Origin of the sequence: Thermogemmatispora aurantia (genome assembly GCF_008974285.1) — a bacterium.
Taxonomy (GTDB): domain Bacteria; phylum Chloroflexota; class Ktedonobacteria; order Ktedonobacterales; family Ktedonobacteraceae; genus Thermogemmatispora; species Thermogemmatispora aurantia.
In genome coordinates this window covers 1,083,875-1,095,548 of record NZ_BKZV01000001.1, presented here as the reverse complement: position 1 = coordinate 1,095,548, position 11,674 = coordinate 1,083,875, and the positions used below count along the sequence as shown (strand labels likewise).

Annotated in this window: 10 protein-coding genes and 1 pseudogene; 8 read left to right on the top strand and 3 right to left on the bottom strand. The window is 59.3% G+C overall.

Translation table 11 applies throughout. The features are described from left to right. Nucleotides 1-24: 24 nt before the first annotated feature. From csx7 to KTAU_RS04295, 4 genes are read left to right on the top strand one after another with little or no spacing between them, the layout of a single operon-like run. The gene (csx7, locus tag KTAU_RS04310) at nucleotides 25-1,083 is read left to right on the top strand and encodes a type III CRISPR-associated RAMP protein Csx7 (RefSeq protein ID WP_151727184.1); all 1,059 of its coding nucleotides are present in this window, start codon (nucleotides 25-27) and stop codon (nucleotides 1,081-1,083) included. Beyond that, nucleotides 1,080-1,745 carry a type III-D CRISPR-associated protein Csx19 gene (gene csx19, locus KTAU_RS04305; protein WP_151727183.1) on the top strand — a complete coding sequence of 222 codons (666 nt, stop codon included), beginning with the start codon at nucleotides 1,080-1,082 and terminating at the stop codon, nucleotides 1,743-1,745. The genes csx7 and csx19 overlap by 4 nt, the downstream gene beginning before the upstream one ends. Then, complete coding sequence (locus tag KTAU_RS04300) at nucleotides 1,742-2,914, top strand: RAMP superfamily CRISPR-associated protein (RefSeq protein WP_151727182.1); 1,173 nt, start codon at nucleotides 1,742-1,744, stop codon at nucleotides 2,912-2,914. Before csx19 ends, KTAU_RS04300 begins: the two co-directional genes overlap by 4 nt. Nucleotides 2,915-2,932: 18 nt before the next feature. Beyond that, nucleotides 2,933-4,702: an SAVED domain-containing protein gene (locus KTAU_RS04295; RefSeq protein ID WP_151727181.1), complete on the top strand. Its 1,770-nt coding sequence runs from the start codon at nucleotides 2,933-2,935 to the stop codon at nucleotides 4,700-4,702. Nucleotides 4,703-4,898: 196 nt separating this feature from the next. Here KTAU_RS04295 and rpsU read toward each other — a convergent pair whose 3' ends face one another. Then, nucleotides 4,899-5,093, bottom strand: coding sequence for a 30S ribosomal protein S21 (rpsU, locus tag KTAU_RS04290; RefSeq protein WP_052887903.1), 195 nt, complete (start codon nucleotides 5,091-5,093; stop codon nucleotides 4,899-4,901). Nucleotides 5,094-5,104: 11 nt separating this feature from the next. Further along, complete coding sequence (locus tag KTAU_RS04285; protein WP_069802928.1) at nucleotides 5,105-5,443, bottom strand: zinc-ribbon domain containing protein; 339 nt, start codon at nucleotides 5,441-5,443, stop codon at nucleotides 5,105-5,107. 669 nt (nucleotides 5,444-6,112) lie between these two features. Between KTAU_RS04285 and KTAU_RS04280 the strand changes: the two genes are divergently transcribed. From KTAU_RS04280 to KTAU_RS04270, 4 genes and pseudogenes are all read left to right on the top strand, one after another. Beyond that, on the top strand, nucleotides 6,113-7,066 hold the full coding sequence (locus tag KTAU_RS04280) for an MBL fold metallo-hydrolase (RefSeq protein WP_069802927.1): 954 nt from the start codon (nucleotides 6,113-6,115) through the stop codon (nucleotides 7,064-7,066). Nucleotides 7,067-7,124: 58 nt separating this feature from the next. After that, nucleotides 7,125-7,271: pseudogene (locus KTAU_RS22305) on the top strand (DUF2568 domain-containing protein); the annotation flags it as partial. Between the two features lie 52 nt (nucleotides 7,272-7,323). Then, complete coding sequence (locus KTAU_RS21865; RefSeq protein WP_228026347.1) at nucleotides 7,324-7,479, top strand: hypothetical protein; 156 nt, start codon at nucleotides 7,324-7,326, stop codon at nucleotides 7,477-7,479. Nucleotides 7,480-7,793: 314 nt separating this feature from the next. Beyond that, entirely contained in the window at nucleotides 7,794-10,169 is a 2,376-nt protein-coding gene (locus KTAU_RS04270; RefSeq protein WP_151727178.1) for a phosphoketolase family protein, read from the top strand. A 134-nt stretch (nucleotides 10,170-10,303) separates the two neighbouring features. On the opposite strand, the gene thiC is transcribed toward KTAU_RS04270, so the two are convergent. Next, complete coding sequence (thiC, locus tag KTAU_RS04265; RefSeq protein ID WP_228026313.1) at nucleotides 10,304-11,641, bottom strand: phosphomethylpyrimidine synthase ThiC; 1,338 nt, start codon at nucleotides 11,639-11,641, stop codon at nucleotides 10,304-10,306. Nucleotides 11,642-11,674: the final 33 nt, after the last annotated feature.

The window sequence follows — 11,674 nt, the reverse complement described above, 5'->3', positions numbered from 1 at the left end:
AAGAGATGGGAGGAATTGTTACCAATGCTCAAACAACTCCTCAATGAGGCCCGCTTGCGCCTGCGCATCACCACCACCGGCCCGCTGCTCGTCAAATCTGGCCTGCCTACGGTCAGCGGGCCGGACATGACGCCAGTGCTGACCTTTCGCAACGGGCGTCAGGAGCCGTTCCTGCCTGGCAGTTCGCTCAAAGGGGTCTTTCGCAGCCACGTAGAGAAGATTGTCGCCAGCCTGAAACCGTGCGTGGTTTGCTATCCCTTCGCCGGCAGCGAGGATCAGGAGGCTGATCTTGAGGAGCGTCGCCGCACCTATCGTGATTCCTGCGGCGAAAGCTTCAACCGCGAGGTCAGGAACAATGATCTGCGGCGCCGCTATCTTGAAGCCCATACTGATGAGGTCTATGCACGCTCCTGCCCGGTCTGTCGCCTCTTCGGTTCAACCTGGTTTATTGGGCGCCTGGCCATCGGCGATGCCTATCTCGTTTCGGCTCCTATCCGCGAGCAGCGCGACGGTGTGGGGATCGATCGCCTGACCGGAGGCGCCTCCCACGGGGCCAAATTTGAGCTGGAGGTCATCAGCGAAGGGGTCACCTTTGAATGCGCGATTCACCTGCGGAACTTCGAGATCTGGCAGCTTGGTATGCTCTTCGTGGTTCTGCAAGACCTGGAGGATGGGCTGATTCGCCTTGGCTCAGGGCGCTCGCGTGGCCTGGGTTGGGTCAAAGGAGCGATCAGCGAGGAGGAGCAAGAGGGCTGGCCTGGCGGCTTTGTCACGGCCACCATCCGCGGCAGCGACGCGCGCGAGCCGGTCAGCGAGCTGTGGGGACTGGGGCGCTGGCTGAATGAGCAGCCAGCCATCGGTGAACTCGGCTGGGGGCGCTACGGCACCTGGCATGACGACCTGGTGGAACTTCCTGCTGGCATTGAACGACGCCCGCGCGGTATTCGTCACCTGCGCGTCTTCACCGATCAAGCCCTGGCCCAGCTCCGCGAGGAGGCCATTCAGCACTTTATTCGCCGCATCCAGGAATGGCCAGATGAGTCGGCGATGCGCGCGGCATTAGCAGCAGGAGGACGTGCATGAGCGAGACGCCATCTCCTGAGCGTGGCCTCCGGAATCGTAGCGAGGTGGTCGCCAGCACATCCGTGGCGCACGCTGATCTCAAACAGCTTGTCAAGCCCTTTCCTGCAAACGCCTTCTTTCTTGGCGAGCATCTGCCCGACAGGGTTGTGGATGATAATCGACAAATGCGGCGTCTGTTGGTGCGCTTCGCCCGGCTGAGCGAGGTGCTGCAAGTGGAGAGGGACCCGCTTCCGTGGGCTGCCTATACCTGGGGACGGGTCTTCTGCGAAGAGGGAGAATTGCGCTGGGATGGCAGCGAGGGGGAGCTGCGCGTGGTCTACCTGGGACAGGCGCACTTGCTGGCCGAACATCTGCAGGCAAGCTCGCGCCCGGTGGAAGGTCTCAAGCGTCGCTCGACGCAATACTATCTTTTCGGGGAGCGTCCCCGTCGCCTGCATCCGCAAGAGGTAGGGGTAGCACCTGAAGAGGAGCCGCGCCTCTTTCTCACCACGCGCATTCCGCGGCCCTTGTTCTATCCTGCCGAGCTGCTCCCGACGGCAAAACGGGTAACGCTGAAAGTCTACTCCTACTACGACCCTGCAGATGGGGCGACGGCCTACTTTCGCTTTGCCGGTCTAGAAGCAGAGCCATTGCCCACAGAGATCAGGGGAGGTCGCTCATGAACCCGTATGATTTCGCGCGCATTGACTGGAGCCGTCCCCCGGAGCGGCGTAAGCCCGTCTGGCATCACCGCCTCTTTGGCGCTGGCCTGCCACGGCTCTACAGCGGCAGGCTGGAGCTGCGCCTGACGGCACGTACTCCCATTTTTATCGCGGCCTACTCGCTGGCTGCGGCTGGCAAAGCGATCAAAGATCCCAAGAAGCCAGTACCTTTCATCCAGGATAGGACTGGCCACTACATCATTCCCGGCACCTCGCTCAAGGGCCTGCTGCGCAGCCTGGTCGAAACCCTGGGCAACGGCTGCCTGACGCTCTTCGATGGCAACTATGAGCAGGAGAAAACAGGCGAGCGGGGTCGCTATAAGGCGGTGTATAAGGATAAAGTCAGGCCTGAATTCTTGCACTGCCAGGACGATACCCATCTCTGCATCGCCTGCCGGATCTTTGGCTCGCTCAAAGAGCACAAGCGGGAAAGCATCTTCATGGGCAAAGTGAATATCGGCGATGCTCAGGCCGACCCGGAAACGGTGGCTCTCTACAAGCCAATGTATACCCAGCCCCTGGTTGAGCCAAAGCCGCATCATCGTGCCTTCTACCTCGATGAGCAAGAGCGCTACATCGCCGGGCGCAAGTTCTACTTCCACCATGATCCTGACAGGGAACCTTTGCAGGCGAGCGGCTATGTCTACTTCACGCGCGCGGAACCGGCCAACCGCTACATTCACCCGCTGGACTACGACACCGTCTTTTACGCTCGCCTCGACTTTACCAATCTGGAGCGCGACGAGCTGGGCGCGCTGCTGCTGGCCATTGTGCTCGAAGAGGGCATGTGTCACAAGATCGGCTACGCCAAGCCGCTGGGCCTTGGCTCGATTGCTCTGGAGCCGCTGCGTCTGGAGTTGATCGACTATGCACGGCGCTACAGTTTCAGTGCGCGTGGTCAGGACGGCAGAGAGCAACTGCAGGGCGAGGCCCTGGCGCAGTTTATCGACGAGCTGGTAGAAGAGTTCAAACGCGAGCACTTGCAGCGGCTGGCAATGGAGGATCTGCGCCGTATCTGGCGCTGGCCGCCTGATCCCGACGTCGAATACTACTATCCTGACAAAGCCGGGTGGTTCGACCTGCCCGAGAACGCCCGCAAGCGCATTGCTGAGACGCGCGATTCTGCCTAGTAGAAGGGAGATCTTCTTATGGGAGCGAGTCAGTCGATTGCTGGTGAAATTCTTTGCTTGTATGCCAGTGAGGATAAGCGTGGTTTTGAGGAACTAAGCAAACACTTATATAATCTTAATAGGATAAGAGATATTCAAGATACCCTACCAGGAAAACCGCCGAAGCAGGAGCAGAGCAAGCTGATCAATCAGGCGAAGCTGATCATCATGCTTATCAGCCCTGATTTCTTGTTTTCGATGGGAGAAGTGGCCAGCATGGCCTTGAAACGAGCAACGAGTGGCGAGGCTGAACTTATTCCAATCTTATACAAGACCGTGGATCTCGGAGGCACTGACCTGGCCGAGCTGCAACTCTTGCCGCGCAATGGGGAGGCCCTCGCCCAGCGAGAGGGAGATAATCGCAATAAAGCATGGAAAGAAATAGCTGAGGAGATTCGGAAAATCTGGGAAGCCCTCGACGCAGGCTCTGGAACAGAGGAGAAAGAGAGGACGACGATGGATGCTGGCCAATCCGAGGCTCATCGATCCCAGCAGGAACAGGACCCGACCAGACCGGCCACCGTTTTCATCAGCTCTGCTGGCGATGCCGGAAAAAACCGCGAACAGCTAGAACTCATGCTGCGCCTGCGCGGCCTCAAGCTCTGGCACCGCGACAGCGAGGACCTGCCCTTTCTCGGCCTCCGTGAAAAAGCCGCAGAGCGGGCCGTGAGCGAGTTAGCCGATGCCTACCTGCTCTATCTCACACCCGAAGCCCTCAAGAAGCCGCAGCTCTGGCTACCCGAGGCACACGCTGCCCTCACGCGCCACGAAAGCGAGCTGGGGTTTCCTATAGTTGTGATCCTGCAGGGGGTCAGCCGGAAAAGAGTGCAGAACGCCCTGGCAAAGGTCAGTCTCGGGAAGCTGACGAATTTTATTGCGGACGAGCCTGAGCCGGAGGTGAGCCAGCAGGAGGTAGTGAGCGGCAAGCTACGCTCGCTTGCGCGCAAGATCCTGCGCGAGGCCTTTCGCCAGCGTCGCGTGAGAGCTGGGGAGAACCATGAAATCTGGATTGGGCTACGCACCTTTGTTTTTGGAGAGGGCAGCCCTCGGCTCGATCTGTCGGTTGATGCCAGGAGGCTTTTCCTTGAAGACGAGAATAGGGATGTGCGACGTGTCCCTACGGTCGCTGAATGGCAGGATCTTATTGTTCCCGCTCTGCAGGATATCGAAGGACTGCTCACGGCTATTGGTCCAGGCTCTGGAGAAAGTCTAAAAGTTCCGATTAAAGCAGTCTATTCGCTGACCTACCTGTTCGGCTTCATTTTCCAGGGAATGAGGCTGCAAGTACGTGATGAAGCAAGACAGCAGTATTGGGATAACGAAGGGCCGCAGAGCGATTCTTCCCCTCTTACCTGTGATGAGAGCATTCAGGAGGGAGATCCCCAGACAGCGGTAGTGGCTATTTCCATATCGAATAATATTGAAAATGATGTAAAGGTATACATGCAACAGGCAGGGAATAAGATTGACTATAGCTGCTTCATCCATTATTCGATGCCGGAGGGAGTAGACCACACCCGAGGGGTAAGGGATGGCAATCATGCCCTGGCCATTGCCCGTCAGATTGGACGTGACCTGCGCCGCCTGCGCAGCCAAGGCATTGCCCATATCCATCTCTTCTCATCACTTCCTGCTGGGCTTGCGGTCCTGATCGGCCAGCAGCTGAATGCTAGCGTTTTCGGCCCAGTTTCCTTATACGAGTTCTCTGCAGCCTATCGCTATGCCTACACACTCAATCAAAAAGAGTAGGAGTGAGATCCTGCAGATAGGCATCTGTTAGATGAGCACTCGCTTGAAGGGGGAGCCTTCAGCAAGACTGTGCCTCTAGCTTGCATCTGCGACAAGCAGTAGAAGAGCGAGCGCTTGTTAAGGACAGCTCTTCTACTGCTGCTATTGCTGAGTCTTCTATGGATGACCAGTCAGGCACTCTTGACCGTGTATGGAGCTAGCGGCGTGTGCGTGTATGGCGGCGGCGGCGGCGGCGGGCCACAGCAGCCTTACGCTTGCGGCGATCGCTGCGGCTCTCGTAATGTTTGCGGCGGCGCACCTCGGCCAGAATACCAGCGTTCAAAACCTTGCGATTAAAGCGCTTAAGGGCGACCTCAAAGGACTCGTCAGGGTTCAGGCGAACTTCGCTCATCTCGGCCCGCCTTACCAGCGCGCGCGGCGGCCCTGGCCGCGCCCGTACGACTCCTGGGGACGATAGCAATCGCTGCAATAGACGGGGCGATCATCGCGGGGCAAGAACGGCACCCGGGCCTCGTTACCGCAGCTAGCGCAGGTCACCGTATACATCTGGCGCTCCTCACGCCCGTAGCCACGGCCACGACGCCCACCGCTCGCCTTCCGCGCTGCCCGACAGCTGGGGCAGCGGCTGGGTGTATTGGTCAAGCCACGGCTGGCAAAAAACTCTTGCTCTCCAACGGTAAAGGTGAATTCCTGGCCGCACTCGCGGCAGACCAGGATTTGGTCCTGTCCAGGGTTAATCATGTAGATAGTCTCCTTACGCGCATTTCTCTGTGGTGGGAAATGCATTGGGACTCGTCTGACAGCGCTCTTATCTGCAAGCTACCAGACGGCAAAAGGCTATAGGCGCGGGAGCGTGCGACCTGAGCCTAGCAGAGTAGGGGCAGCGTCGGCGCGGAGCCGCTGAATGACAAAGAACGGCGTGCCAAAAAAAGCCGCTGCCCGTAACCATGGGCAGCGGCTTTGACAGTTCGCTTCCATGTGTCCTTTGCAGCATACCACACTCTCCGTCTCTCGTCAAGCCTGCCATCTCAAGCGCCAAAAGCTCGTCTGTTGCTTCTCAACGGCCTTTCTCGCTGCACTGCGCTCGAGAACTGGTCAGCACGCAACCGCTAGCGAGTGTCCGTCCGCCGGAGCGGGTATCAGAGACCTGCCCATGCGCCATGTCAGACCACACAAAGCCAAACAGCCCCCTTGACCAGGTTGGTGCGCGCTCCTCCTCCACCCCTGGCTTGCAGTCGTCCACATTTCTGCTGTATTCTGAAACCAGCTTGTCTGAGCTGGCAACAACGGGCGAGCAGAGCAGCGGCGAAGATGCAACCCAGTCCGGTCCAGTCGAGGAGAGAAGGCATCCAGTCGATCAAACCAGGAGAAAAGCCATCGTGCTACTTTTGCGCCAAAGGAGCACTACTCATGAGCGAACAGGTGACGCTGCCCCCGGTCGACACGATCGACGTCACGATTCTCGTAGATAACAGTGTCGATGTCCTGCTGCCCGGCAATGAGATGGTTCAGCGGGCCCCCCTGGCCATAAACTGGACCGAGCGCGAGCAGCTCATTGCCGAGCACGGCTATGCCCTGCTGCTCACAGTGGTGCGCAATGGGTGGCGGGCCTCTCTACTCTACGATGCCGGGCTTGGGCGCAGCACCCTCCTGCACAACATGGATGTGTTGGAGGTGCGTCCGGCTGATCTACGGGCTATCGTGCTCTCACATGGTCACGCCGACCATCACGGTGGGTTAGAGGGCGTCGTACGCCGTCTGGGGAAGCGCGGTCTGCCCTTGCTGCTCCATCCCGATGCCTGGCGCTACCGACGCATCGTCTTCCCAACCGGTACCGAAATCCATATGCCCCCACCGAGCCAGGCCGATCTCGATCGCGAAGGTGTTACCATCATCGAAGAACGAGGTCCCTCGCTGCTGCTCGATGGAACCGTGCTGGTGACCGGTCAAGTTGAGCGCGTCACCGATTTTGAAAAAGGCTTCCCCTTGCAACAAGCGCGTACCGACCACGGCTGGGAGCCCGATATCTGGGTCTGGGATGATCAGGCTATTGTCTGCCATCTCAAAAACCGCGGCCTGGTGGTCCTCTCTAGCTGCAGCCACGCCGGGGTCATCAACATTCTTCAGCATGCCCGGCGGCTTACCGGCATCGAGACCGTCTACGCCTTTGTCGGCGGCCTGCATCTCAGCGGTGCCGTCTTCGAGCCGATTATCCCGCGTACCATCGCCGAACTGCAGGCGATTGGACCCAGTGTCATTGTGCCTGGGCACTGTACCGGCTGGCGCGCGACTCACGAACTGGCTCGCGCTTTGCCCGCGGCCTATATCCAGACCAGCGTTGGCACCACGCTGCACTTTGCCTGATCCCCCTTTTCTCTGGCCTGGTGCACCAGGCCAGGGGCGGGAAACTATTACCATCGTCATGATTGACATTCTCAAAGAATGTAACCGTGCTCTGCGCTTCCTGCTGGAAGTGGCCATGATCCTGACGTTGAGCTACTGGGGAGCCAGCTCCACCAGTCTGGCGCTCCCACTCAGCTTCCTCCTGGGGCTGGCCCTGCCCCTGTTCGCAATGCTTGTCTGGGGCCTACTCGTAGCTCCCAAGGCTCGCTGCCTCCTGGTTGATCCCTTGGCGGCTGCTGGTCGAGCTGGCTCTCTTCGGCCTGGCTGCTCTGCCTCTGTGGCATCGACAATGCTACCTGCTCGCTAGCATGCTGATGGCGCTCTTCCTGCTTAACCGCCTGGCTCTCTCGCTCTGGGGACAGAACACGGTCTAGCGCATGGACCGCAGCGACACCTTTTGCGTGGCCCAGTCGTACCTGTGACAGAACGGAGATAACTGTTACTATTGTGCCTCTGCTTCTTGTGTGGCCCTGTGCCGTTCTTGTGAGAAGGAGCAGGATTGCTGTGAGTGCGCTGTGAGAGGCTCTTGCTATGCTCAGAAAGAAAGCGGGCGCAGCTCACTGGCTGTACCCCGAGGATGACCACGGCTGTGACCTCGAGCGACGATCGCTGCAAAAGCTGCCAGAATAACGAATGAATGTCAAGTGGGTATTCTTGCCTTGTTTGTCACTGAACAGAGGAGGGAAGCATGTCGACCGCTGCCGGGGCGCGTACACTCAGCCAGCAGCAGCTAGAACTGATGCATAAGTACTGGTGTGCCGCCAACTACCTGACTGTAGGGCAGATCTACCTCCAGGAAAATCCCTTGCTCAAGGAGCCACTGCGACCCGAGCACATCAAACCCCGGTTGTTGGGGCATTGGGGCACCTCGCCCGGCTTGAATCTCATCTACGTCCATCTCAATCGCCTGATCAAAGACTATGACGTCGATATGATCTTTCTGGCAGGACCCGGACATGGTGGTCCGGCGGTGATCGCCAACGTCTACCTTGAAGGGACCTATTCAGAGATCTACCCGGAAGTAAGCCAGGACGAGCAAGGGCTGCGTCGCCTCTTTCGCCAGTTCTCTACTCCTGGCGGCGTGCCCAGTCACGTCGGCGTTCCCATTCCTGGCTCCATCCACGAAGGGGGCGAGTTAGGCTATGTGCTGGCCCATGCCTTCGGCGCTGCCTTCGACAATCCCAATCTGATTGTAGCTGCCGTTGTCGGCGATGGCGAAGCCGAAACTGGTCCCCTCGAAGGGTCCTGGAAAAGCATCAAATTTCTCAATCCCGTCCGTGACGGAGCCGTGCTTCCTATTCTGCACCTCAACGAGTACAAGATCTCCGGTCCGACGGTTCTGGGTCGCACCAGCGACGAGCGGATCGAACAGCTCTTCTCGGGACACGGTTACCGCGTCTACTTTGTCGAAGGAGACGACCCGCTCACTGTGCATCGGGCCCTGGCCGAAACCCTTGATCACTGCTATCACGAGATCCGCAGCTACCAGCAGCAGGCCCGGACCCAGGGTTTCAGTGGCGTACCGCGTTGGCCGCTGATTGTCCTTCGTACGCCCAAAGGCTGGACCGGCCCCAAGGAAGTCGATGGTATCCCCGTTGAAGGGACCTTCCGCGCGCATCAGGTTCCCCTGGAGGAGGTCAGGACGAAACCGGCTCACCTCAAGCTGCTGGAGGACTGGTTACGCAGCTATCACCCCGAAGAGCTGTTTGACGAAGGCGGACGCCTCCGCCCCGAATTAGCGGCTCTGGCCCCGCAGGGCGAGCGCCGTATGGGCGCCAATCCTCACGCTAATGGTGGCAAACTGCTCGTTGACCTGCGCTTGCCCGATTTCCGTTCCTACGCGCTCGAAGTCTCCAAACCGGCTACCAGCTACTATAGCAACACTCGTCCGCTTGGGGTCTTTCTCCGCGACATTTTCAAGGAGAACGCGGAGCAGGCCAACTTTCGCTACTTCTGCCCTGATGAGACCAACTCCAACCGTCTCGGCGACGTCTTTGCCGTCCAGAACCGGACCTTTTTGGAACGCATCCTGCCCATCGATGACCATCTCTCGCCGGATGGGCGCGTCATGGAAGTGCTCAGCGAGCATCTCTGCGAAGGCTGGTTAGAGGGGTACCTCCTGACCGGCAGGCATGGTCTGTTCGCCACCTATGAGGCTTTTGCGATGATCGCCGACTCTATGATCATCCAATACTCAAAGTGGCTCGAAGGCTCCCGAGCCCTCTCCTGGCGCGCACCGATTGCCTCGCTCAACCTGTTGCTCACCTCCACCTGCTGGCGCAACGATCATAACGGCTTCTCCCATCAGGGGCCGGGCCTCATCGATACCCTGCTCTCGCGCCGGGGGAGCATCGCCCGCATCTACCTGCCGCCTGACGCCAACTGCCTGCTCTCGGTGGCTGACCACTGCCTGCGCAGCCGTGACTACATCAACCTGATCGTGATCGACAAGCAGCCGCATCTGCAGTATCTCAGCATGGCCGAAGCCATTGAGCACTGCCGGCGCGGCCTCTCGATCTGGCCCTGGGCAGGCAACGAGGATGATAACGAACCGGATGTCGTGCTTGCCTGCGCCGGAGACGTCATGGCAATGGAGACCGTGGCCGCCGCCTGGTGGCTCCGCCGCCGGCTCCCGCAGCTCAAAGTACGTGTCGTCAATGTCGTCGATCTGATGACACTCTATCCTCCCGAGCTGCACCCGCACGGCCTCGACCATGCAACCTTCGTCGCCCACTTTACTGAGGAGAAGCCTGTCATCTTCGCCTTTCACGGCTATCAGCGCGCTGTCCATCAGCTCGTACACGGGCGCCCCAATCCGGCCCGCTTCCACGTCCGCGGCTACAACGAGCAGGGAACCACGACCACACCCTTTGATATGGTCGTCCTCAACGAAGTCAGCCGCTACCATCTCTGCCTGCTAGCGATGGAGCACACGCCACGCCTGCGCCATCTCACAGCGCCACTCGTGCGCGAATGCGAGGAGCGGCTGCGTGAACACCATCGCTATATCCGTGAGCACCTGGAGGATATGCCTGAGATACGCGACTGGACCTGGACAGATTGAACTCTAAACGGGAGCGACTCAAAGAAGCGATGTTATCTTGCTTCTCTTGAGCCGCTCCCATGGAGTTTCAAGCGCGGCAGGACGACAACAGGATCTGCCTCCAATTGGGACCGCAGCGGCTCAGATGTAACCCCTCAGCGGACCAGCTGCTCCGCCGCCTGTGGATGCGGGCTACCGTCCCGTTGCTGTCGACGCAGCACATGCTCAACAAGATTCATCGGACAGAATGGCCCACACATTGAGCAGGCCCGCGTCTTGGAAGCGCGCTCAGCGAAGATGCGCCGTGCCTCTTCGGGATAGAGCGCCAATTGAAATTGGGTATCCCAGTCGAGACGATAGCGAGCCTCCGACATCTGACGGTTGCGAGCCAGAGCCTGGGGGTGGCCACGAGCTACATCAGCGGCGTGGGCGGCGATTTTGAAAGCCACCACTCCCTCGTAGACCTGGCGCGGGTTAGGCAGACCCAGATGCTCAGCCGGCGTCAGATAGCAGAGCATATCGGCCCCGTGCATGCCTGCCAGCGCCCCACCGATCGCTCCGGCGATATGGTCGAAGCCGGCAGCGGTATCAACGGGCAACATGCCCAGAATGTAGAAAGGAGCACCACGACAGAGCTTCTTCTGCAGCTGGACATTGGTCTGCACTTCGCTGAGGGGCACATGGCCCGGACCTTCAACCATCACCTGTACGCCTGCGCGCCGCGCTCGTTCGACTAACTCCCCCAGGATAATCAACTCGCCCACCTGGGCGCCGTCAAGATCATCGGCAAGCGATCCAGGCCGAAGGCCATCGCCCAGGCTCAACGTCATATCATACTGGCGAGCGATCTCCAGCAGCCAATCGAAATGCTCGTAGAGCGGATTCTCGGCTCCGTTCTCCAGCATCCAGGCCGCCAGCAGGCCCCCGCCGCGCGAAACAATCCCTGTCACGCGCTCCGCCTGCCGGTAATGCTCCAGATTCTGACGCGTCACCCCACAGTGCACAGTAATAAAATCGACGCCTGCCTTGCCATGCTGTTCAATCGTCTCAAACAGCTCATCGGCGCTCATCTTGAGAAAAGAACCCTTCTCGCGCACCGCCCGAAACTCGGCTTCGTAGATCGGAACGGTGCCCAGGGGAACAATACAGGACCCCAACAGCGTCTGACGAATGGCGGGAATATCGCCACCGGTCGAGAGATCCATGACGGCATCGGCGCCAGCCTGCTGGGCCAGTGCGAGCTTTTGACGCTCCTCTGCTAGATTGACATAGTCGTAGGAGGTACCAAGGTTGGCGTTGACTTTTACCAGGAGGCCCTGGCCGATAGCGGTGAAGTGAGAGAGGGTGCGATGATTGGGGTTGGCTGGAATAACTGCCAGGCCGGCAGCGACCTTCTCGCGGATTGCTTCAACGGGGAGACCTTCGGCTTGGGCCACGTAGGCCATTGCCTCGGTAATCTGGCCCTGACGGGCCTGCTCAAGCTGAGTTGGCACTGTTCCACCTCCGGTCATTGTCTGAGACTGACC